Here is a 22,704-nt window from a genome sequence, read left to right as displayed (position 1 = left end):
TGTGCCTTTACCGTTCATCCACCACGTTGCAACGGTTTGAAATCACATATGCCATTTGCCATGCCTCTATCCGGCGGTTCGACGCCCATTGCCCGCAGGCTGAGAAGCCTGTTTCTGGCGGGCGCGGCGATGGCTATCATCCCTTCCCTCTCGCATGCTCAGGATGCCTATCTGCGCGGCAGTGTGCCGGAAGACGTGCTTTCCGCCTCGTCGCCGGATACGCTCGCCGCGCGCGGGCTCGCAGCCCCCGGCCGTTCCGATAGCGCCAGCGGTGGTGGGAGCGATGACGGTTCCGACACATTTTTCGCGCCGATGCAGGATAATGCGGTTGCAGCGGACGCCCAGCCACAGCCTGCCCCGGCGGCGCCGCTCGAGGATCAACCGCTTGACGCCATGCGGGTTGGCGCGATCACAAACGAAGCGGATAGCGATAGCGGGCGTGTGCAGCGCGAAAATATGCGCCAGTCACCCGAACAGGGGCGCGGGCCGGCACAGGAGGCAGACCCCTTCGCGCCGGTTGGCCTCCGCGCCGGATCGTTCGTTCTGCGCCCTTCGCTTGAGCAAGGCATTCGCGCGACATCGAACGGCGACAATAGTGCGTCCGGTTCGAGTGCAGTGCTATCGGAAACCACGCTGCGCCTCAATGCGCAATCCGACTGGGCGCGGCATCAGGCGACGCTCGATGCATCGGGCACGCTGAGCAAATCCATTTCCGGTCAGGATGTGAGCGAACCGCAGCTCGACATTCAGGGCAATCTGCGCCTCGATCTGACCGACCAAACCACGGTCAATACGGGCGCGGGTTATAGGCTGCGGCGTGAAAGCGCCTCCAATCCGAATGGCGTGGTTGGCGCCTTGCAGCGCCCGCTGGTTCACACCTTCAATGGCAGCCTCGGCGTCGAGCACGATACGGGGCTGATTTTCGGTCGCGCCACGGGCCGCGTCGAACACGATATGTATGGCGATGCGGAACTGCCTTCCGGCGGCACTGTCAGCCAGAAGGATCGCGACAACACCTATGCCAGCATCACGCTGCGCGGCGGTTTCTCCATGTCGCAGGCCATCAAGCCATTCGCCGAAGTGGAACTCGGCAAGCGCATTTTCGACGAGCGCGTGGATAGCAACGGCTTTGAACGCAGTGGTTCGCAATTCGCCCTGCGCGGCGGCCTGATGGTCGATATGGGCGAAAAGCTGAACGGCGAGTTCGCCGCAGGCTATATGCGCGCCAACAGCGATGATGACCGGCTTGGAGCAGTCAGCGGACCGTCGATCAATGCCGCGCTCAACTGGTCGCCATTGCGTGGCACCGATGTGCGGCTTTATTCACAAACCACCGTGGATATGTCCACCACGCCGGGCATTGCCGGTTCGCTGCTGCAATTTGCGAGCCTCGACGTCACGCATCGCATCCGGTCGGACCTCAGCCTCAATGGCAGGGTCGACACGCTCATCCGCGCGAACAAGGATGGCACCGGCACGGACTATACGCTGGGTGCACAGATCGGCGCGACTTACTGGATCAACCGCTTCGTCGGGCTTGATGCGCGCTTGCGTCATGAATTCCTGACGAGCCAGGTTTCGACACGAGAATATAACTCCAACAGCATTTATCTCGGCGTGAAAGTGCAGCGCTAGTGGTCTGATTCCAACATTTGCATCCCTCGGTTCACGCGCTGAGCAAATGTTGGAATCAAAAAGACCACTAGCAAGTATATGTATCTAAAGCTTGTCGCATTTATTCGGCCTCATACCCAGCAGCCTTAAAGAAGTTCTGGCATTCATTGATGGAGAAGAGACTGATGATATCGCCAAGTGCTTTTGAGATGGCGTCGAAGCTGCGTGCTGCTCGCTTTCTCAGAAGTGCCTTGAGTTTTGAGAAAGCCATTTCGATTGGGTTCAGGTCCGGCGAATAGGGCGGCAGGAAGAGAAACCAAGCGCCCTTTGCCTTGACCAGTTGCTCAGCCTTCCGGCTTTTGTGGAAGCCGACATTGTCGAGGATGACTATATCACCGGCTGACAGTGTCGGCACAAGCTGTGTCTCGATCCAGGTTTCGAAGATGCGGCTGTTCATCGGTGCATCGACGATCCATGGCGCGGTCAGGCCATGGCAGCGCAGTCCGGCAATGAAGGTCTGTGTCTTCCATTTTCCGAAGGGCGCATAGGCGGCAAAGCGCCTGCCTTTGGCAGACCATCCGGTGCGTTTTGTCAGGCGCGTATTCGTGGAAGTCTCATCGATAAAGATGAGACGCGACAAGGCCTTGTTGAAGAACCGCTTTCGGCGATTGATCCAAAGATCACGCGCCTTGGCGATCTCTGGTCTACGCTGCTCGCTTGCCTTGAGGCTTTTTTTTATTACTCAGCCCAAGTCGGTGTAGAAATCGCCCGACCGTGGCGCGGTGGACTTCAATACCGCGCTCCGCGAGCGCAACGCACAGTTCGTCCAAAGTCGTTTCGCCACGGGCGGACATCTGCTCGCGGACCCAATCACCATGAGCCAAAAGCTTCACACTTCCAGGCGGGTGGCCCTGCCTGGCGGCGGCCAGACAGCCGGATGACCGATGCAGGATCATCATGTTGTTGACGAACCGAGGCGAAACACGGAAATGCCGAGCGGCTTCCCGGTGACTATTGCCCTCATTCACAAACGCAACGACACGCTCACGCAACTCAATCGGATGCGGCTTGCCCATGGTGCATCTCCTTCCATGAGACAAGTGAATCACAGATCAAGCCAAACGGGAATCCCGAATCCGGTTAACAGCGACATGCTTTAGTGGATTTTTCGAATTTGACGTTTGAAACAGCATCTATGTCAGCCCGGATTCAAACGTCAAATTCAATCCACTAGAAGCGGGCAACAAAAAAAAACCGCCTTCAAGACTTAAGGCGGTTTTCGATTTTCAGCACCCAACTCAGGCTGGCTTGATCGTTTCCAGCAATTCGCTGATCGACACTTCCACCGAGGGGCGGATGTCCTTGCGCCACAGCGCAAACGCGACATTGGCTTCGATGAAGCCTGCCTTGGAACCGCAATCGAAAGTGCGGCCCTGATAGTCGAAGCCATAGAATTTCTGCGCATCGGCCAGCTTCAGCATGGCATCGGTAAGCTGGATTTCGTTGCCAGCGCCCTTTTCCTGCTTGCTCAGAAGTTCGAAGATTTCCGGCTGCAAAATGTAACGGCCATTGATGTAGAGATTGGACGGCGCGGTGCCCTTGGCGGGCTTTTCGACCATCTGGGTAATCTCGAAACCGGAGCCGATTGCATTGCCCTTGCCGACGATACCGTATTTATGCGCCTCTTCCGGGTCGCATTCCTGCACCGCGATGACATTGCCGCCGGTCTTTTCGTAAAGCTCGACCATTTCGGCGAGGCAGCCCTTCTTCGACTGCATCACCATATCCGGCAGCAGAAGCGCAAACGGCTCATCGCCGACCAGCTCACGCGCACACCAGACCGCGTGACCAAGGCCAAGCGGAACCTGCTGACGGGTAAAGCTCGTCGTGCCCGGCTGCGGCTGCAAATCCTGAAGATGATCGAGTTCGGCCTTTTTGCCGCGTTCGGCAAGCGTAGCATACAACTCGACCTGCGCATCGAAATAATCTTCGATGACCGCCTTGTTGCGCCCGGTGACGAAAATCAGATGTTCGATGCCGGCCTCACGCGCTTCATCGACCACATACTGAATGACGGGCTTGTCCACGACCGTCAGCATTTCCTTGGGGATCGATTTGGTGGCGGGAAGGAACCGGGTGCCGAGACCGGCAACGGGGAAAACGGCTTTGCGGATTTTGCGGATCGAACTCATTCGTCTCCTCGATTTTCACTAATGCAATCTTGCTATCAAAGCATTGAAGCAACTGAATTTCAAATAAGGCTATTTCATTAAAGAACGACGAAATTACATGGATCATACCATCACATTAAATGAACCATTCTTAATGTTGCTTGATTCAAAAATTTTTCCAATTTTCCGGCAAATTTTGCCGCAGCGCCGCCCATGGTAAACCAAATGCTAACCGACAGACTATAATTTGAACATTCAACTGGTCGATGCCAATTTTACACTGCCAAATTGAAACAGTGGATGGTATTAGTTAGCGCATGCAATCTGAACCGAGCGGCATCGACATTCTTAAGAAACACGCCGGAAAACAAGACGTTCCGGCATGAAGATTGCAGAAGGGAAACACAGAATGCTGCGATTTCCATTCACACTGGGACAGACGCTGAAGCTCAAGGCGACCGCTACGGTTGCCGTTGTGGTGCTGGCATCCACCCTTTCGACCGGTTCGGCTTTTGCCGATGCGAAATTTCGCCAGTGGGTGGCGAATTTCCGTCCGGTTGCCATCAACGCCGGCGTTTCGCCTTCCACCTTCGACCGCGCCTTCCGCGGTGTCGATGCTGCCGATCCCGTCGTGCTGGAGAAGGCGCGTTATCAGCCGGAATTCACCGAGCCTGTCTGGAATTACATCGACAATCGCGTGAACGAGGACTCTACAGGCGTCGGCCAGAGCATGGCGCGCAAATGGGGCCCGTGGCTGCAGCGCATCGAACAACGCTTTTCGGTTGATCGGAATATTCTGCTCGCCATCTGGTCAATGGAAAGCAATTACGGCGAGATTCTCAAGCGCGACGACGTGATGCGCGATGCGGTTCGTTCGCTCGCGACGCTGGCCTATGCCGATCCGAAGCGCGCCAAATATGGCCGCACACAGCTGATCGCCGCGATGAAGATCCTCCAGACCGGTGATATTGATCGCGGCCATCTTTCCGGTTCGTGGGCGGGCGCCCTCGGTCATACGCAGTTCATCCCGACCAGCTATCAGGCCTATGCGGTCGATATGGATGGCAATGGCAAGCGCGACATCTGGAATTCCATTCCCGATGCGCTGGGCACTGCCGCCAATCTGCTGCACCGCAATGGCTGGCAGCCGGGCCGGACATGGGGTTACGAAGTGGTGCTACCGGCGGGCGGCAAGTTCCCATCCGGTTCGCTGACTGTCGCCGAATGGCAAAAGCGCGGCGTCGTGCGCGCCAATGGGCGTGCATTCCCCGACCCGAGCGAAAAGGTGACGCTGAAGGTGCCGGATGGCCGCAAGGGCCCGGCATTCCTGATGACCAAGAACTTCTTTGTCATCAAGCGCTATAACAATGCTGACAAATATGCGCTGGCTGTCGGCCTTCTGGCAGACCGCATCAGTGGCTATCAGGGGCTGCGTCAGGACTGGAACCGTCCGTTCACCCCGATCACCATGAACGAGCGTCAGGAATTGCAGACGCATCTCAAGGCGCTCGGCTATTACGACGGTAATATCGACGGCAAGATCGGCTCCACCTCGCGTAAAGCCATCGAGGCCTTCCAGCAGCGCAACGGCTTGCAGCCGGATGGACATCCGAGCAAGGAAGTGTTGTCAGTCCTGCGTCGCCGTTAAGACGAACCGCAGATTTATCGGAGCGCGTTTCCCACGAAGCGCGCTCCGTTTCATTTTTGCGCCATGCCGTATTATGATGGCTTTGCAACGAAAGCGGAACTGATGCGCAAATCTCGGATTGCAGTCGAAATGTTGAAGGCGGCCAGTGTCATGCTGGCAGCGCTGGCGCTGCTGCTTTCCGGTCTTGCCAGTGCATCAGCGCAGGAACGGCCACGGACGCTTTTCGACTTGCTGTTTGGTTCGCGACAACCGCAACGCCAATATGAGCAGCCCCGGCCCCAGCAGAGCCGCCCAAAGCCGAAACGCGCACCCAAGGCGACGTCTCCCGTCACCCGCAAAGCCGCGCCACAGGTGGCAGTGCCCACCGTGCCTGTCATCGAGAAAAACCCGGATGCAAAAAAGGTGCTGGTGGTCGGTGATTTCATCAGCAGCGGCCTTGCCGAAGGGCTCGATGTGGCCTTTGCGTCTGATCCGGATGTGACGGTCACAACCCGCATCAACGGTTCGTCGGGCTTTGTGCGTGAGGACTATTTCAACTGGCCGGAAAATATCGGCAAGATACTGGATGAGGAAAAGCCTGCCGCCGTCGTCGTGATGATCGGCTCCAACGATCGTCAGGCGATCACGGCCAATGGCGCCAGCCTCGCCGCACGTTCGCCGGAATGGACTGCGGAATATCAAAAGCGCGTGGACCAGTTCGTCAAGGCGATCAATGACCGCCATTATCCGCTGGTCTGGGTCGGGCAGCCCGCCTTCCGTCCGAAAGGCATGTCACAGGACATGCTGGCGCTGAATGAAATCTACCGCACCACCACGGAAAAGGCGGGCGGCAAGTTTGCCGATGTCTGGGACGGCTTTATCGATGAAGACGGCAATTTCACCCAGACCGGTTTCGACATCAACGGTCAGACGGCGCGCCTGCGCGGCAATGACGGCATCAACATCACTTCGGCTGGCAAGCGCAAGCTTGCCTTCTATGCGGAAAAGCCGCTGCGCGCCTATCTTGGCGGCGGCAAGGAAGAGGGCCAGCCTCTCCCGGCTGCCGGTGCGCAAGACCCGTCCAAACCCGTGGACCGGGTCGCACCCGTCAGCCTGCGCGACATCAATAAGGACGAGAGCGGCGTTTTGCTCGGCGGCAATCTTGGCGTACGCCCCCAAAATACCCACCCGGCACCTGTCGAGAAAAAACCCGCACCCGGTCGCGCCGATGATTTTTCATGGCCGCGCCCAAGCGCAAATCCCTAATAGATAGCCTACTACTCGTTATATCAATAGTATATTAGCGCTTTGAATAGAGCTTTCCGCGTCAAATCTTAGCCTAATTATTATATTCCGCGCTGTTTCCATCATCGTTCTCATCGTCTATCAGAAAGCACCGTTCGTCCAATTGGGCGCACAATTGCGGATGCGGTCTATCTGGCATCTGCTCGATAAAAAGAGGCGTTTGAATGAACATCGCATCCAAACCTTCTGTCGATTCCGATCGGGAGGAGGATACCCACCTTGCGCGCAATCTATCCAACAGACACCTGCAACTGATCGCCATTGGCGGCGCGATTGGCACCGGCCTTTTCATGGGCTCGGGCAAGACCATTTCGCTGGCTGGCCCTTCGATCCTGCTCGTCTATGCGGTGATCGGCTTCATGCTGTTCTTCGTGATGCGCGCATTGGGTGAAATCCTGCTGTCCAATCTCGAATATCGCTCATTCGCAGATTTCGCGGGCGATTATCTCGGCCCATGGGCGCAGTTCTTCACCGGCTGGACCTACTGGCTTTGCTGGATCGTGACGGGCGTGGCAGACGTGGTGGCCGTATCGGGTTATGTCTCGTTCTGGTTTCCCGAACTGGCGCTCTGGATACCGGCACTTGGGCTGATCTTCACGCTTCTGGCGCTCAATCTGCCCACCGTTCGCAATTTCGGTGAAATCGAATTCTGGTTCGCGCTGATCAAGATCGTCGCCATCGTCGCACTGATCATCGCCGGCGTGTACATGCTCTCGACCGGCTTTACCCTGCCGAACGGCAGCCGGGCCTCGGTCGCGCATTTGTGGAACCATGGCGGCTTCTTCCCCAACGGTTTCCTCGGCTTTGTCGCCGGTTTCCAGATCGCGGTCTTCGCCTTTGTCGGCATCGAACTCGTCGGCACCGCCGCCGCCGAAACCAAGGACCCGGTGCGCAATTTGCCAAAAGCCATCAACTCGATCCCGATCCGCGTGGTGCTGTTCTATCTCGGTGCGCTGTTTGTGATCATCACCGTGATCCCTTGGGATCAGGTCGATCCAAGCTCCAGCCCGTTCGTCGCCATGTTCTCGCTGGCCGGTCTCGGCATCGCCGCCCATGTGGTGAATTTCGTGGTGCTCACCTCGGCAACGTCGAGCGCGAATTCGGGCATCTACTCAACCTCGCGCATGATCTACGGCCTCGCCACCTCGAAGCTGGCGCCGGAGGCGCTCGGCAAGTTGAACAACCGCAAGGTGCCGGTCAACGCGCTGTTCTTCTCGTGCATCTTCCTGCTGGCAGGCGTGGTTCTGCTCTATGCAGGCCAGAGCATCATCGAAGCTTTCACCATCGTTACCACGATCTCGGCGCTGCTCTTCATCTTCATCTGGTCGATCATTCTTGCGTCCTATCTGCAATATCGCCGCAAGAGCCCTGATCTGCATGAGAAGTCCACGTTCAAAATGCCGGGTGGACGCGCCGCCGTGGTCATGGTCTTCGCCTTCTTCGCCTTCATTTTGTGGGCGCTCGCGCAGGAACCAGATACCGCAGCAGCCCTGAAGGTCACGCCGTTCTGGTTCGTGTTTCTCGCCATCGCCTATCTGGTGATGAAGGCACGGCGCAGCCAAAGCTAGTCTCAATCAAAATGTATAAAGGGCCGGAGAATTCCGGCCCCAATATGCTGTCGTTCAGAACCGATAGGTCACACCCAAAACCGGGCCCTTCAGGCGAGAATCGAACACATAGCCATCGCGGTCATAATCGACATGCAGCGCCTTGTAGCCCGCCGAGACCGACAGGTGATCGGTGAGCAGATAATTGACCGTGCCAAGCACCGACCAGGTCAGCTCAGATCCGGCACCGAAGCCGCCAATATCCGCCTGTGCCTGCAAGGAGAGCTTGTCCGTGAGTCGCAGAAGCGCTCGCGTGCCGACCACCGGATCGACCCAGTTGAAGCTTTCGCCATAACTCCGCGTCAGGCCAAGCGCGCTCACCGTCACATCATTGGAAATGTGCCAGAAGCGGATGCCGCCCAGCGCATCAAGCGTGAATTTGGGCGTATCGACCACGCGATAACCGGCTTGCAGCGTGGCCATGAACTGCTTGCTGTCCACATCGCCCTTGACGACCGTGCCCGATGGAATGGCAATCGGCAGCGGCGGCAGGTTGCCGTAGGCGTGGCTTTCAGTCGTATCGACATACATCATGTCGCCCGAGACGACAAAACGGTCGTAGCGGCCCCAGACATTGACGAAGCCGCTGAAATTGAGATCGCTCAACACATCGGAAAAGGACTTTTCGATGCCGATGGTCGGTGCGCGCTGGAAAGGCGAAATATCGCCCTTGAGACCCGCAGCCCAGACATAGGGTGTGATTTGCAGGGCCCAGCGCCGGCTTTCCACGACGGGCGGCGCCTCCGGCGGAACGGTAACCGCATCGGCGGCACTGGCAGCCTGTGCGCCGCAAAGGGACAGGACAATGGCAACGGCGTAGTGACCTGGTCTATTCAAAATGCGCCCCTTCAAGCCGAAAGCGTGTTTTTGTGAATGCGCCCATCCTTCATGATGAGCTTCATCGTGCGGTCTGGATCGGCAATCAATGAAATATCATCGAGCGGATTGCCATCCAGCACGAGAATATCCGCATAGGCTCCCGCTTCGATGCGGCCCAGTTTTGCCGGATAAGGATTGCGCGGCCCCGAAAGCGCGACCAGATCGGCATTGCCGCTGGTCAGCATGCGCAGCACGTCTGCATTGTCATACCAGCGCGCAAATTTCGCCAACTGCCTGCCTTGGGTCGCAGTGCCCTTCGGGTTGAACAAAATGTCGGTCCCGAGCGCCATCTTGACCTTGTACTTCCGCCCAAGCTCGATTGCCCTCACCGTGCCGTCGGAAATCTGCTGCTGTTGCTGGCGCTGCACCGGGTCGGATTTCGGATTGGCATCCTCGTCGGAAAGAAACGGCTGAATGCTCCACCACGCATCGGCATCGGCCATGCGCTTGACGGTTTCCTCATCGGCAAGCTGGCCATGCTCGATGGATTTCACGCCGCAATCGAGAGCCCGCTGAATGCCGGCGGATGTATAGGTGTGGATGCAGACATAGGTGCCCCAGTCGGAGGCGGCAGCAACAGCCGCCTTGGTCTCGGCTTCGGTGAACTGTATACCGTCGATCGGGTCGTAAGATGAGGAAACACCGCCGCCGCCCATGATCTTGATCTGGCTTGCGCCGAGCATCAACTGCTCGCGCACGCGGCGCAGCACTTCGGCCTCGCCGTCGGCAATGGCCGATATGCCCGCCCGTTCCGCCACGCTCAGATCGCTCTGCGCGCTTCGCGGCAGATCGGTGCGCATACGAAAATCGCCGTGACCGGAGGTCTGCGAAATCATGGCGCCGGATGGGTAAATGCGCGGGCCCACCACGCCGCCCTCGTCAATGACGCGCTTGAGCGCGAAAGACGGCCCACCAACATCGCGCACCGTCGTGAAGCCGCGCAGCACCGTGCGCTCGGCTTCCTGCGCGGCCACCAGATGCACATAGGGAATATCGGCTGTCATGGCCGCCATTTGCGATATTCCGGCCAGAATGGAGTGCCAGTGGGCTTCGATCATGCCCGGCATCAGTGTGCGACCACCGCAATCTATAACGTCCGCGTCTGCGACCGTTTCCTGCGCGCCGACCAGCGCCTTGATGAGATTTCCTTCCACCAGAACGTTCTGGCCTTCGATGAGCTTGGCGCTGGTGCCGTCGAAAATCTTCACATTGGTCAGGAGAAACGGCTTTGCCGGGGCTTTGGTCTGCGCCATCGCCGTGCCGGTCAGGCCCAGTGCCGATACGGTAAGCGTTGCGGCGGCAGCCTTGAGCAGATTGCGGCGCGACAGCTTCTTTTCCATTCGTGCCATCAGTTGCAGGGCTTGCGGGCTATGGCAGGCGCAGCTCCATCCGTGAATGAGGTGCCCGTATTTTTGGCCAATCCGTATCGACAAGACGCACCCCTTCTTTTCGTTTGCGAACGACAGCACGCAGGAAAGCTTCAGGAAGCCGAAGCGATGACTTTCATGTTAGAGGATTCTTCAATAAAAACATCTCGAATTTGCCGGTTTCCTTCCTTCGATGTATATATTTTCCATCGCACGCAACGCGAATAAAGCGGCGAATGACCTTTCAAGCCATATTGCCGATTTGATTTTTAAATTTGGAGTAAAAATTGCGCGGTGAACAAACGGTTCTTCAACTCTCGATAGGCGTTACTCTGCTGGTCGCCGGTTTCGGCGTCGTATTCGGTCTTTTGTCCGGTTCATTCTCCATTGTCTTCGACGGTGTCTATATGCTGGCCGACGCAGCCATGAGCGGGCTCGCGCTGATCGTATCGCGCCTCATCGCGCTCTCCGCATCCCCGGAGCAGCCCAACCGCAAATTGCGCGAGCGTTTCACCATGGGGTTCTGGCATCTGGAACCGATGGTGCTTGGCCTGAACGGCATCATGCTGACCGGCGTTGCGATCTACGCACTCATCAATGCGATTGCCATTATCATGCAGGGCGGTCGCCATCTCGAATTCACCTATGCCATCTTCTATGCGGTGGTTGCGCTGGTTGCATGCCTCGGCATGGCGTGGTTCGAAATGCGCGCCAACCGCGTCATAAAATCGGAGTTCGTGGCGCTGGATGCCAAGGCGTGGATCATGTCGGGCGGCATTACCGCCGCGCTGTTGATCGCCTTCCTGATCGGCTATCTCGTGGAGGGCACCGAGCTTGGTTGGATAGCGCCCTATATCGACCCGACCGCGCTGGCCGTGGTCTGTCTCGCCATCATCCCTATGCCTATCGGCACGATAAAACAGGCGCTGGCCGACATATTTCTGGTTACGCCCGCCGATCTCAAGCAACATGTCGACAGCGTGGCGCAAGACATTGTGAAGCGTCATGGCTTCATGTCCTATCGCGCTTATGTCGCCAAAGTCGGTCGCGGCAAACAGATCGAACTTTACTTTATCGTTCCGCCCAACCTACCACCCCGGCGGCTGGAAGAATGGGACGCTTTGCGCGATGAAATCGGCAATGCGCTGGGTGAAGAAAGCCCCGACCGCTGGCTCACCATCGCCTTCACCACCGATGTCGAATGGGCGGTGTAACAAATGCCTTATCCCGACAGCTTCTTCGCCTGAATTTTCTGCGAGAATGCCTCGACCGTCACATCGTAGTGGTCGCCCTGCACAACATCGAGAATACGGCTCGGACGAAAAGCGGCGATGTTGACGCCGCCCTCATGGCGGAGGCTATCGAACAGGATGCCGTTTTCTCCGGCAGCGCGCATTTCCTCGCCGAAAAGCTGCGACGCGCGATAGTCGTCGGATGCATAGATTTCAGGTCTTGCCACCTGTTCGCCGCTGATATCGATGAAATCGCCTTCAAGGCGCGCGCTATAAACGCGGAATGTCCGGGAAAGCGTTTCCTGCCCCGTGGCCACCGCCTCACGGCGCATATGATGCGCGACTTCCACTACGGAGGTGGTGATGCTGGCGGCGGCATACCATGCGCCGAGCTCCGGCCCGTTGAACCGCATGCCGCCCGGCGCGACATGCAGAAATGTCGCCATGACGATGCTGGAATTCGGCCTGCCGAACACCCATTCCTCATGCGGTAGCCTTTGCAGACGTTCGACCAGTAGCCGGTCATTGGTCCAGCCGGCCAGTTCCATCACCGCTTCCAGATCGGCAGCGGTCGCCACCGTGTCGAAAAGTCCGACCGGAGGAAAACGCGACGGAATAAGCCGGTAACTCGGATGCGGCGCGGGATTGCGCCTCACGAGAACACCACGTCGGCATCGCTATAAGGCGTGAAGGCGCTGTCGATCTCGTTTGGTTCCATGAAGTGGCCGCCACGGGCCGCATCGAGAAACCGCCGCACAGTCAGCAATCCGTCCTGCGTGCCACCGGTCACCAGCCTCAGCGGCGGATGCCCGCCAAACACCGTTGCGCGATTGGGCGTCGTCAGCCAGCGCACGCCCGCCGTCTCATCCGGATAAAGAACACCCAGCGCCTGATGAATGCCGAGCACGGCAGACAGGCGCGTCAGCACATCGACATCCAGCGTGATATCGCGATGTTCGCGCACGGCTTTCACCCAGTTGTAATAGGTCGAGCGCGACGGAAGACCCAGAACCAGCAGACGCTGCTGCTCGTCCAGCCCCCAGAGATCGGCAATGGCCAGAAAGGTACGCAGCCCGGGCGCACTCAATCGCTTGCGCGATAATGGGCCGAAACGGCGCGGATCGAGAATGTCCGGTCCTTTTTCAATCCCTGTCTTTAACACCGCCGCGTTCCGAGCCATGATCGTCTCCATTCGTCCAGAATGGAATATAGTCCAAATTTGGACTTTTACAACCCTGCGTTATAGACAGCGATTATTCAGCCGCGATGAGCGGGACGTTGGCAGCACCCGGAAGATCGAAGTGGACTGGACGCAACGATACATAGCCATTGCGGATATCCAGCACATGGGAATAGACCTGCGCGCCGTTTTCCAGCACCGGAAGCTTTTCCTCATGCATGATGCTGATGACGATGGCATCAGGGCAGCGGCTCTTCAGGGCGGCATGGAAGCGCGCCTTTGAAGTCGGGTCGAGCGCGCCTGTGGCTTCATCAAGGAAGATGATCGAAGGCTTGTGCAGGAGAATGCGCGCCAGCACGATCTTCTGCTTTTGCCCGCCAGATAGAACCATATCCCACGGTGCACCACCGGCATCGCTATCGTTCATCTTTTCGATGAATTCGCCGAGACCCGCTTCATGCAGGACCGCAGCGACGGCAAGATCGCTGAAGCTTCCGGCATCGCCCGGCAGGCTGACAAGCTGCTTCAGCGAGACGGACGGGAACTTCGCATCCTGCGTGGCATAGAGCGTGGTCGCGTTCTGCGGATAGATGATATCGCCGGTGCCATAGGGCCAAAGGCCGTTTAGCGCCTTGACGAAAGAGGTTTTGCCCGAGCCGGATTCACCGCGCATATAGACCCAGTCGCCTGCGCGGATATTGATGACGCCGGAACGCAGGAACGGCGCTTCGCTGCCCGGCCCCTGCATCAGCGTGAGGTTGCGGACGGACAGGCCGAAGCGCGGGTGCTGACGGCCAAAGGCAAAGCGGTTGACGCCCGAGCGCGCATAGAAATCCGTCGGGTCCTGCACATTTTCCATGGCGCGCGCCAGCCCGGTCACGCGACCGGCATTGGCGCGCAGATTGGCGATGGCAGGCATGACCTGAATGAACCACGAGCAATCATTGATCATGGCGGTGACGAGTTCCGCGCCCGTGACATAATTCCGGAAGCTCACCGATCCGCCCATATAGGGCAGAAGGCCCGGAATATAGGCGACGATGCGGTTGGACAGGAAGCCATAGGCTTGCTGGAAGGCGAGATAGGCCGCGTCAAAACGATTGAGCTTATTCCACGTTCCGTCCACATCCTTGTAGAGACGTTCGTTCACCGAACGCTGCACGGCCTCGCCATTAGAGGCGGAAATCTGGAAACTGCGGCGCAGAAGGGTCGTCCACTCGCCACGATAGGAACCTTCCGCCTGCTGAATGCCGAGATTGAGGCGTTCCAGACGACGACCGATTTTGACGGCGACGAATGTGCCAAGCGGCACGTAAATCAAGATGGCGGCAAAGGCGAGAACCGCGCTGCCATAGGAGCCGAAGACTTCAAGCCCTTCCACATCCGTGGACATTTCAATCAGCTTCTGCCCGATGAAGAAGGCCGACAGCACGACGCCGACAATACCCATTACGAGGCCAATGGCCCCGCCTGTCATGCCCTTGATCGACTCCTGCAAGCGCTGATCGACATTGTCGATCTGGTCCTTCCCGCGGCCCTGCTGCAAATGGAAATGCGTGTGCCTGCTATTAAGAAGCGCTGCGGAAAACTGGTCGTTCAGCCATTTGCGCCACTTGCGGTGCAAGGTGGTTGAAAGGAAATGCCGTGACCCTACCAGCATTACATCCTTCGCCAGCATCAGCAGAATGAGAATGCCTGCATTGATGGAGATCGTCGCCAGCGGGTTTTGAACCGGTGCGGTATTGGCGTTGACAATGGAGTTCATCAGATGACCGGAGGCTTCCGCCACCCACACCGTCGTCTTGCTGACGAAAGCCGTCAGAAGAAAGATCGCGGCGGTGAGCGCCCAGGCTTCTCTCCAGCGGTCCGACACCCAATAGGCGCGCATCAGGCCCCAGAATGAGGTCATGCTGGCCACGGCAGACTTATCCCCTTGTGGCAGGCTTGCCTGCCGGGATTGTCGTTTTATCTGCCGTACACCTTTCAATCCGCACCTCGCTTCCAGTTCACCAATTGTAACACTGCGTAACACATTGCAACAAACTGTGGTTAACGCGATGTTAACAGTCAATACAAAACGAGAGCACGGATTCTTGAAAAGCCGAACACGCCGTCTCAAGGACCTGAAATTATTGAGCTATTAGGTGTGCTAAATTTTATCGGAAAGCGCCGTTTTGTGCGGAAAACCGGCATTTAGAAGCAAATATGCAACATGATTCGGCATGATTCCACTTCACTTGGCGAGAAACGCCTGCAAACGCGGCACCACGAAATCGAGGAAAACCTTCACACGCTGGGGCAGGCGCGCGCCACCCAGATAGACAGCGTTCACCTCTTCCTCGTCGCTCTCGATCACATCGGCCAGCACCTCGACGAGCCGACCGGCAGCTATATCGTCGCGGGCGTGATAGTCACCAAGGCGGGCAAGCCCCAGACCGGCGACGGCCATGCGACGGACCGTTTCACCATTATTGGCGAGCAACGAGCCATAGACGGCGCGGTCGACAATGCGACCACTTTCCTTGAGCGGCCAGACGGGCGCCATACGGCGGAAATTGAACCCGATGCAATTATGGTCCGCAAGGTCGTCTACCGTCAGCGGCGTGCCGCACCGCTCCAGATAGGCCGGAGCCGCCACAATCTTGCGCCGGGCCAGTCCGATCCGGCGCGCCATCATGCTGGAGTTCGGCAACCGACCGGTGCGAAGCGCCACATCGGTTCGATCACGATAGAGATCGATAATCTCGTCGCCGAGTGACAGGTCCACCACAATATTGGGATAGGCGGCAAGAAATTCCGGCAATATCGGTTCCAGTCCCAGCGTGCCCAGCGCGACCGATGTGTTGACGCGCACCGTGCCGCCCGTGCTGGCCGAGCCTTGCGACAGTTCGCGCTCGATCTCATCGAAGTCGTGCAGCAGCCCCTGGCTGCGCTCATAATAGATGCGCCCCTCGGCGGTCAGCGACAAGCGGCGCGACGACCGTTCCAGAAGCCGCACGCCCAGCCGCGTCTCGATGCGGGAAATCAGCTTGCTGATCGTGGACGGGTTCATGCGCAGCAATCGTGCCGCCTCAGAGAAGCTGCCCGCCTCCACGACCCGCAGAAAAACCTGCATCTCACCGGCGCGATTATCCATTCATGACCTCATCTGTGAAATCGTTTCATAGATAATGTGGAACGCCAGCGCATTTTCAAGTGAGAATGTTGGGCCTATTTCTTGGGACATCACAGGTTTCTAATAGATTCCTGACTGGAAGCGTCTGCCTCCCAAGCTTCGTGCGCCTCCGCGCGAAACGCGTCCAGCCAGTCAACAGGAGTTACCATGAAGTTCATCAACGCACATGGCGCGGCCATTCCCGCGCTTGGTTTCGGCGTTTTCCGCATGTCGGATGCCGAAGTGGAAGCCATCACTCCAGCCGCACTGGAAGCAGGTTTCCGCCATTTCGACACCGCCCAGATTTATCAGAACGAAGCAGCCCTTGGCCAAGCCTTGCAAAAGGCAGGCGCGCGTCGTGACGATCTGTTCCTGACCACCAAGGTCTGGGTCGATAATTATAGCGAAGAGAAATTCGCCTCTTCCGTAACCGAAAGCCTGGACAAGCTGCAAGTCGATCAGGTCGATCTGCTGCTTCTGCACTGGCCAGCCCATAAAGTATCGATTGCCGAACAGGTTGACCTGCTGAGCGCAGTTCAGGCTTCCGGCAAGACGCGCTTTATCGGCGTCAGCAACCAGAATATCGCGCAGATGAAAGAATCGATTGAACGCAGCCCCGCGCCGATCGTGACCAACCAGATCGAGGTTCATCCTTATCTCGACCAGAACGCGATTGCCGCAGCCGCTAAGGAAGCAGGCGTTGCCATCACCGCCTATTTCGGCATGGCCGATGGGGCGGTTCCGCGTGATCCGGCGTTGCAGGCCATTGGCGCGAAATACGGCAAGACCGCCGCACAGGTTGCGCTGCGCTGGCTCATCGAACGCGGCTTCATCACGCTTTCGAAGACCGCCAAGCCGGAACGTGTCGCGGAAAACTTCGACCTGTTCGACTTTGAACTCAATTCTGAAGACATGGCAGCGATTGCAAAGCTCGCCCGCCCCGATGGACGTCTGGTCAGCCCTCCCGAGCTGGCGCCTGTCTGGGACAAGTAATACGGAGATTTCGCTATGAGTGCTTCAACCGCTCAGACAAGCGCAACCAGCGCGGCCGGTTTCAACTGGCCGCTGCTTGCGCTTGCAATCGGTGCCTTCGGCATCGGTACCACCGAATTCGCGCCGATGGGCCTGCTGCCTGTCATCGCCGATGGTGTGAACGTATCGATCCCGACCGCTGGTCTTCTGGTCAGCGCCTATGCCATTGGCGTGATGATCGGTGCGCCGATCATGACTTTGGCCTTTGGTCGCTTCGGCAAGCGCACCGCGCTGATGCTGCTGATGGCGATCTTCACCATCGGCAACATTCTCTCGGCAATGGCGCCCGATTACTGGACGCTTCTTGCCGCACGTCTGGTGACAAGCCTCAACCACGGCGCGTTCTTCGGTCTCGGCGCAGTTGTTGCGGCCAGCGTCGTGCCGCCGGAAAAACGGGCCAGCGCGGTTGCGACCATGTTCATGGGTCTCACCATTGCCAATATCGGCGGCGTCCCGGCAGCCACCTGGATCGGACAGCAGATCGGCTGGCGCATGTCGTTTGCGGGAACTGCGGTTCTCGGCCTCGTCGCCATTGTCGCGCTCTGGCTTTCGCTGCCGCGCGGTGAAGCGGGCAAGATGCCCAATATCCGTCAGGAACTGGGCGTTCTGATGCGGCCAACCGTGTTGAAGTCGCTGGCGACAACCGTGATGGGCGCAGGCGCGATGTTCACGCTCTACACCTATGTTGCCGCCGTTCTGGCTGATCGCACCGGCGCTTCGGACGGTTTCGTGACGCTGGCGCTCGTCATCATCGGCGTGGGCTTTACCATCGGCAATGCGCTGGGTGGCCGTCTGGCCGACTGGTCGCTCAATGGCGCAACGCGGATCTTCCTCGCCATGCTCGCAGCCGTCAGCTTCGTGCTGCCGTTCGCGCTCAACAGCCATGTCGGCGCGCTCATCAGTCTGCTGGCCTGGGGTGCTGCGGCATTCGCCATCGTGCCGCCGGTTCAGATGCGCGTTATGCAGGCCGCAGCCGAAGCACCGGGGCTCGCTTCGTCGATCAATATCGGCGCATTCAACCTTGGCAATGCAGTGGGCGCTGCTCTGGGTGGCGCGGTGCTGAGCGCTGGCTACGGCTATGCCGCTATCCCGGTGGCCGGAGGCCTTCTGGCTGCAGCGGGTCTGCTCTTCACGTTGTCACGCCGCCCGAAAGTGGAGCTTGCCGCTTCGGCTTGCTGATAAAACCTGGCTCCGGCGCGCGTTTCGTTAATCGAGCGTGCGCCGGAAGCGCAACAGCGCCATCGTGGCAAAGAGAACAACGAACAGGATCAGCGCATTCACCTCGCCGGCGATGTCGGCAAGGGTTGCGCCTTTCAGCATGACGGCGCGCACGATGCGCAGGAAATGCGTGAGCGGGAAAATCTCGCCCAGAGTCTGCGCCCAGTCCGGCATACCTCGGAACGGGAACATGAAGCCCGACAGCATCAGCGATGGCAGGAAAAAGAAGAAGGTCAGCTGCATGGCCTGCATTTGCGTGCGCGAAGCGGTCGAAATCGTATAGCCGAGCAATACCAGCGACAAAACGAAGATCAGCACGCAAGCCAGAAGCAGCGCCAGCGATCCGACGAACGGCACGCCGAACAGAAGCTTTGCCGCAACCAGCACGACCACCACCTGCACCGCGCCGACAGCCAGAAACGGCAGCACCTTGCCCAGCATGATCTCGGCAGGCGTGGCGGGCATGGCAAGCAGGTTTTCCATGGTGCCGCGCTCGGTTTCACGGGTCAGCGCCATGGCCGTCATCATCACCATCGTCATTTGCAGGATGACCCCGAGCAGACCGGGCACGATATTATATTGCGACACGCCTTCCGGGTTGTAACGGCGATGCACGATCACCTGCAGCTGACTGCTGGCGGCATCCGTCGCTTCGGCCTGTTTGCCCTGCTCGCGCAGCAGCGCCTGACTGGCCACGGTGCCGAGCGTCGAAATCGCCCCGCTTGCCACCGATGGATCGGTAGCATCGGCTTCGATCAGGATTTGCGGCGCATCGCCAGCATCCACCCGCCGCGCGAAGTCGGAAGGAATGGTGACCACGAAAGAGACTGTGCCGTTGGCGAGCAGCGCTTCGGCTTCGGCAGCGTTTTGAACCACATGATCAAAGCGGTAATAACCGGTCGTTTCCAGCGCCGAAATCATCGCCCGGGTGTAATGATCCTGACTTGTCACGACGACCGCGCTTGGCAAGCTTTTCGGGTCGTTGTTGATGGCAAAGCCGAACAGCAGAAGCTGCATCAGCGGCACCACCAGCATCATGGCGAAGGTGATGCGGTCGCGCCGCATCTGGATGAATTCCTTCATCAACATCGCGCCAAGACGCTCGAATGAAAACCAGCTGCCGGTCATCCTTTGCTGCTCCCGGCCTTGCTACTCCCGTCGCTTCCCGCTTTCGACATATTGTCCTGCGCATTGGCCATGAACTGGATGAAAACATCCTCAAGGCTGGTTTCGCCCGCCTCGACCGCGATGTCCTTCCGGTGTCTGATCTTGTCGAGCGCCGTTTCAAGTTTGGCCCGGTCGGAGCCTACAACATGCAGCGTCGCGCCGAATGGCGCCACCTGCTCGACACCCGGCTCGTTCTCCAGTTCGCGCGCGACATCGCTGAGCCGTTGGCCGCTGACGATGAAAGTCGTCAGCCCCGCCTCGGCGATCACATCCTTGACCGTTCCCGTCGCCAGAAGCTTGCCATAGGAAATATAGCTGATGCGGTGGCAGCGTTCGGCCTCATCCATATAGTGGGTCGAAACCAGCACCGTCAGGCCGCCATCGGCAAGGCGGTGGATCTCGTCCCAGAAATCGCGCCGCGCCTTGGGATCGACACCGGCGGTCGGCTCGTCCAGCAGCAAGAGCTTCGGCTTGTGCATGATACAGGCGGCAAGCGCCAGCCGCTGTTTCCAGCCGCCGGAAAGCGTTCCGGCCAGCTGGCTGCCACGCGATGTCAGGCCAAGTTCTTCCAGCGTGCGCGCGACGTGCTCCCGCACCGGCTTCAGCCGATAAAGCCGCGCCACGAATTCCAGATTTTCGGCGATGGTCAGGTCTTCATAGAAGGAAAAGCGCTGCGTCATGTAACCGACCTCGCGCTTGATCTTCAGCCCTTCCGTGCGCAGGTCAAAACCGAGCACCTGCCCCTCACCTTCGTCGGGGGTCAGCAGGCCGCACATCATGCGGATGGTCGTGGTCTTGCCGGAACCGTTCGGCCCCAGAAAGCCGACAATCTCGCCCTCCGCCACCGACATGCTCACATGATCGACGACGGTTGCATCGCCGAACCGCTTCACCAGGCCTTTGACATCGATGGCGTTCGGCATGATCGCCTCCGTTTACCGGTTCGCCAGATCGACATCGACGATCTGGCCCGGCTGGAGCGGCGAAGCCTGATCGACCGGATGCGCCTCGACGAGATAGACAAGTTTCTGGCGCGTTTCGAGCGAATAGATCACCGGCGGCGTAAATTCAGGGTCCGGCGACACATAGCTCACCTTCGCCTTGAGGTCTGCCGCGCAGCCATCGCAACGGACCGACAGCAAGTCGCCCACCCGAACGGAGGAGAATTTTGCTTCCGGGATATAGACTTTCAGCTTCACAGCGCCGTCCGGCAACATGGTCAGCACCGGCGCGGTTGGCCCGGCAATATCGCCCGGATTGCGGATGACATCGGTGATCCGCCCGGCAGCAGGTGCAACGATGGTGCGCTTGGTCAGGTGCCAGCGCGCGGAATCGAGTTGCGCGGCAGCGCTCTTGACCGCGTTTTCAGCCGCCTTGATTTCTTCCGGACGGGCGGGCAAGCGCCCTACGGCCAGATTGGCCATGCTCTGATTGATGGCCGCTTCGGCGACCTCCACACTGGTTTTGGCATCGTCCAGCTGGGCCTGCGTCATCACCCCGCGCTTGGCGAGGTCCTGCGTGCGCAACAATGTGCGCCGCGCATCATCGGCCTGCGCATTGGCAGTGCGCACCGACGCTTCCAGAACCGCAATTTCATCCGGGCGTTTGCCAACCTGCAAATCCGCAAGCTTCGCCTCGGCCTGCGCCAGTGCGGCTGCGGCCTGCGCAACCGCAATCTTCGCATCCGTATTTTCGGTGAGCGCAATCGGCTTGTCTGGTTCCACACGGTCGCCGCGCTTCACCATGACGGATTGCACCTGCGCAACTTCGAGCGGTGCGAGCTGCACGAACTCGCCTTCCACATAGCCCACGGCCAACGGCTGGCTGCTGCATGCCGCGAACAGATAGGACGCGAAAGGAACGATACAGAGAAGGCTCATTGCACTTCGTCCTTATTGTGCTGCGCATCGCGGGCGGCAAGAATGGCGAACAGATTTTGCCGCGCAACGGCTGCAACCGCCCTGGCCTCATCGGGGCCGAAAGCCGCCCAGCCCATGCGCCGCTTCACCGCCTCTTGCCCGATCCGGAAATAGACGACCTGCCCTAACAGCGTAAAAATAGTGAGGCGCGTCTGCTCGCTTTCCGCCGCTTCGCCGGTCGCCGCCTCCCAGACGGCGCAAAGCCGTTTGTGGGTCGGCTCGAAAACGCCGGAATAGATGCGGTCGAGCGCTGCGGTCGGATGCGCCAGTTCCCGCAACAGAAACTGAACGATTTCGCCGGACGCCGGTTGCGCCACGATGAACTGCACCATCCGTTCCAGCGCGACGCCCAGCTGCTGACGCGCGGCCTCCTTCGTCACCGCGGGCTCGCCGATTGCCCCGTAATGACCGAGCGCCTGACCGGCAACGCCCTGTATCGTCTCGACGATATAGTCAGCGGCGGCAAGCCGCAGACCTTCCTTGCCGCCGAAATGATAGGCGATGGACCCGATATTCGCCTTGGCAAAACCCGCAATTTCGCGCGTCGACGTGGCGTCGTAGCCTTTCGACCCGAACAGCCGCAATGCCGCATGGATCAACGCCATGCGCGTCTGATCACTGGGGAGCGATGTTTCGCCTTGGCCAGTGGAGCTGGCCGGACTAGTCCGACGGGGCGGTTTCATAGGATGATTTAATCAATCGATTGATTAAATGTCAAGTTGCCGAAAACTGCGTGCATGCATCGCGCAGTTTTCGGTCGGATTGAGTGCGGTTTTACGAAGGCCCTTGCCCGTCACTGCGCGCTGGCGATGACTTTCTCCAGACGCGTCTGCACGATCTTCGGTTTTTTGGCGGCGACGATCTGATCGAGATTGGCCGGATTGTCGCCAACAGCGATCAGGGCCACCATGCCCATCGCAAAATGCGGCGTGCATTTGACGAGATAGGCGCCGGTCTCCGTGACGGTCAGCACATAGGTCTCGTTCATCTTGCTCTTGAATGGCGCGGCACCGGCGGGAAGCATGTCCTTGACCGACTCGACATAGTGCCCCTTGTCCACCGAAATGAAGGTCACCGTGTCGCCCGGCTTTGCCTTGATATAGGCCGGTTCGAACACCATGACGCCTTCAGCGCCCTTGTTCAGCATGTGAACTTCAATATTTTCAGCAAAAGCGGGCGCAGAAAGAAGGCCCAAGACACCGGCGGCAAGTCCCAACGCGGTCATACGCATT

Annotated in this window: 21 protein-coding genes; 7 read left to right on the top strand and 14 right to left on the bottom strand. The window is 58.8% G+C overall.

Going from position 1 to position 22,704, the window contains the following annotated elements; genetic code table 11:
- Positions 1-48 precede the first annotated feature (48 nt).
- Positions 49-1,635 (top strand): outer membrane beta-barrel protein, encoded by a 1,587-nt coding sequence (locus tag QLQ11_RS12530; RefSeq protein WP_121538726.1) that lies wholly within the window; start codon positions 49-51, stop codon positions 1,633-1,635.
- Positions 1,636-1,735: 100 nt separating this feature from the next.
- Here the strand turns inward: QLQ11_RS12530 and QLQ11_RS12525 are convergent, their stop codons facing one another.
- From QLQ11_RS12525 to galU, 3 genes are all read right to left on the bottom strand, one after another.
- Complete coding sequence (locus tag QLQ11_RS12525; RefSeq protein ID WP_342210480.1) at positions 1,736-2,287, bottom strand: IS630 family transposase; 552 nt, start codon at positions 2,285-2,287, stop codon at positions 1,736-1,738.
- A gap of 31 nt (positions 2,288-2,318) precedes the next feature.
- Complete coding sequence (locus QLQ11_RS12520) at positions 2,319-2,690, bottom strand: winged helix-turn-helix domain-containing protein (RefSeq protein ID WP_011982874.1); 372 nt, start codon at positions 2,688-2,690, stop codon at positions 2,319-2,321.
- A gap of 222 nt (positions 2,691-2,912) precedes the next feature.
- Positions 2,913-3,806: a UTP--glucose-1-phosphate uridylyltransferase GalU gene (gene galU / locus QLQ11_RS12515; protein ID WP_078339237.1), complete on the bottom strand. Its 894-nt coding sequence runs from the start codon at positions 3,804-3,806 to the stop codon at positions 2,913-2,915.
- Between the two features lie 388 nt (positions 3,807-4,194).
- Here galU and QLQ11_RS12510 point away from each other — a divergent pair, with 388 nt between their 5' ends.
- From QLQ11_RS12510 to QLQ11_RS12500, 3 genes are all read left to right on the top strand, one after another.
- Positions 4,195-5,433 carry a lytic murein transglycosylase gene (locus QLQ11_RS12510; protein ID WP_109367724.1) on the top strand — a complete coding sequence of 413 codons (1,239 nt, stop codon included), beginning with the start codon at positions 4,195-4,197 and terminating at the stop codon, positions 5,431-5,433.
- A 102-nt stretch (positions 5,434-5,535) separates the two neighbouring features.
- Complete coding sequence (locus QLQ11_RS12505; protein WP_121539254.1) at positions 5,536-6,678, top strand: DUF459 domain-containing protein; 1,143 nt, start codon at positions 5,536-5,538, stop codon at positions 6,676-6,678.
- Between the two features lie 203 nt (positions 6,679-6,881).
- On the top strand, positions 6,882-8,285 hold the full coding sequence (locus tag QLQ11_RS12500; protein ID WP_109367725.1) for an amino acid permease: 1,404 nt from the start codon (positions 6,882-6,884) through the stop codon (positions 8,283-8,285).
- A gap of 54 nt (positions 8,286-8,339) precedes the next feature.
- Here QLQ11_RS12500 and QLQ11_RS12495 read toward each other — a convergent pair whose 3' ends face one another.
- Both QLQ11_RS12495 and QLQ11_RS12490 read right to left on the bottom strand, forming a co-directional pair.
- A complete protein-coding gene (locus QLQ11_RS12495) occupies positions 8,340-9,125 on the bottom strand; it encodes a hypothetical protein (RefSeq protein WP_371830843.1) in 786 nt (261 codons plus the stop codon).
- Between the two features lie 47 nt (positions 9,126-9,172).
- Positions 9,173-10,543 carry an amidohydrolase family protein gene (locus QLQ11_RS12490; RefSeq protein ID WP_109367726.1) on the bottom strand — a complete coding sequence of 457 codons (1,371 nt, stop codon included), beginning with the start codon at positions 10,541-10,543 and terminating at the stop codon, positions 9,173-9,175.
- Positions 10,544-10,857: 314 nt separating this feature from the next.
- Between QLQ11_RS12490 and QLQ11_RS12485 the strand changes: the two genes are divergently transcribed.
- Positions 10,858-11,784, top strand: a complete 927-nt coding sequence (locus tag QLQ11_RS12485; RefSeq protein WP_109367727.1) for a cation diffusion facilitator family transporter — start codon at positions 10,858-10,860, stop codon at positions 11,782-11,784.
- A gap of 8 nt (positions 11,785-11,792) precedes the next feature.
- Here QLQ11_RS12485 and QLQ11_RS12480 read toward each other — a convergent pair whose 3' ends face one another.
- From QLQ11_RS12480 to QLQ11_RS12465, 4 genes are all read right to left on the bottom strand, one after another.
- Positions 11,793-12,458, bottom strand: a complete 666-nt coding sequence (locus QLQ11_RS12480; protein ID WP_109367728.1) for an RES family NAD+ phosphorylase — start codon at positions 12,456-12,458, stop codon at positions 11,793-11,795.
- A complete protein-coding gene (locus tag QLQ11_RS12475) occupies positions 12,455-12,982 on the bottom strand; it encodes an MbcA/ParS/Xre antitoxin family protein (protein ID WP_109367729.1) in 528 nt (175 codons plus the stop codon). Before QLQ11_RS12475 ends, QLQ11_RS12480 begins: the two co-directional genes overlap by 4 nt.
- 73 nt (positions 12,983-13,055) lie before the next feature.
- Complete coding sequence (locus QLQ11_RS12470; RefSeq protein WP_109367730.1) at positions 13,056-14,900, bottom strand: ABC transporter ATP-binding protein/permease; 1,845 nt, start codon at positions 14,898-14,900, stop codon at positions 13,056-13,058.
- 315 nt (positions 14,901-15,215) lie between these two features.
- Positions 15,216-16,118 carry a LysR family transcriptional regulator gene (locus QLQ11_RS12465; protein ID WP_109367731.1) on the bottom strand — a complete coding sequence of 301 codons (903 nt, stop codon included), beginning with the start codon at positions 16,116-16,118 and terminating at the stop codon, positions 15,216-15,218.
- Positions 16,119-16,304: 186 nt separating this feature from the next.
- Here QLQ11_RS12465 and QLQ11_RS12460 point away from each other — a divergent pair, with 186 nt between their 5' ends.
- Positions 16,305-17,129: an aldo/keto reductase gene (locus QLQ11_RS12460; RefSeq protein WP_109367732.1), complete on the top strand. Its 825-nt coding sequence runs from the start codon at positions 16,305-16,307 to the stop codon at positions 17,127-17,129.
- Positions 17,130-17,144: 15 nt separating this feature from the next.
- The gene (locus tag QLQ11_RS12455; protein WP_124916258.1) at positions 17,145-18,347 is read left to right on the top strand and encodes an MFS transporter; all 1,203 of its coding nucleotides are present in this window, start codon (positions 17,145-17,147) and stop codon (positions 18,345-18,347) included.
- A 27-nt stretch (positions 18,348-18,374) separates the two neighbouring features.
- On the opposite strand, the gene QLQ11_RS12450 is transcribed toward QLQ11_RS12455, so the two are convergent.
- The 5 genes from QLQ11_RS12450 to QLQ11_RS12430 form a co-directional block, all read right to left on the bottom strand.
- On the bottom strand, positions 18,375-19,514 hold the full coding sequence (locus QLQ11_RS12450; protein WP_109367734.1) for an ABC transporter permease: 1,140 nt from the start codon (positions 19,512-19,514) through the stop codon (positions 18,375-18,377).
- On the bottom strand, positions 19,511-20,476 hold the full coding sequence (locus QLQ11_RS12445; protein WP_121539243.1) for an ABC transporter ATP-binding protein: 966 nt from the start codon (positions 20,474-20,476) through the stop codon (positions 19,511-19,513). The genes QLQ11_RS12450 and QLQ11_RS12445 overlap by 4 nt, the downstream gene beginning before the upstream one ends.
- A gap of 12 nt (positions 20,477-20,488) precedes the next feature.
- Positions 20,489-21,433 carry an HlyD family secretion protein gene (locus tag QLQ11_RS12440; RefSeq protein WP_109367736.1) on the bottom strand — a complete coding sequence of 315 codons (945 nt, stop codon included), beginning with the start codon at positions 21,431-21,433 and terminating at the stop codon, positions 20,489-20,491.
- Positions 21,430-22,155 (bottom strand): DUF1956 domain-containing protein, encoded by a 726-nt coding sequence (locus QLQ11_RS12435; RefSeq protein ID WP_109367737.1) that lies wholly within the window; start codon positions 22,153-22,155, stop codon positions 21,430-21,432. The genes QLQ11_RS12440 and QLQ11_RS12435 overlap by 4 nt, the downstream gene beginning before the upstream one ends.
- Before the next feature lie 110 nt (positions 22,156-22,265).
- Complete coding sequence (locus QLQ11_RS12430; protein ID WP_109368025.1) at positions 22,266-22,703, bottom strand: pseudoazurin; 438 nt, start codon at positions 22,701-22,703, stop codon at positions 22,266-22,268.
- Position 22,704: the final 1 nt, after the last annotated feature.

This window comes from Ochrobactrum sp. SSR, assembly GCF_030067775.1.
GTDB lineage: Bacteria > Pseudomonadota > Alphaproteobacteria > Rhizobiales > Rhizobiaceae > Brucella > Brucella teleogrylli.
The sequence above is the reverse complement of the archived record's forward strand: the minus strand, read 5'-3'. Positions and strand labels throughout refer to the sequence as shown.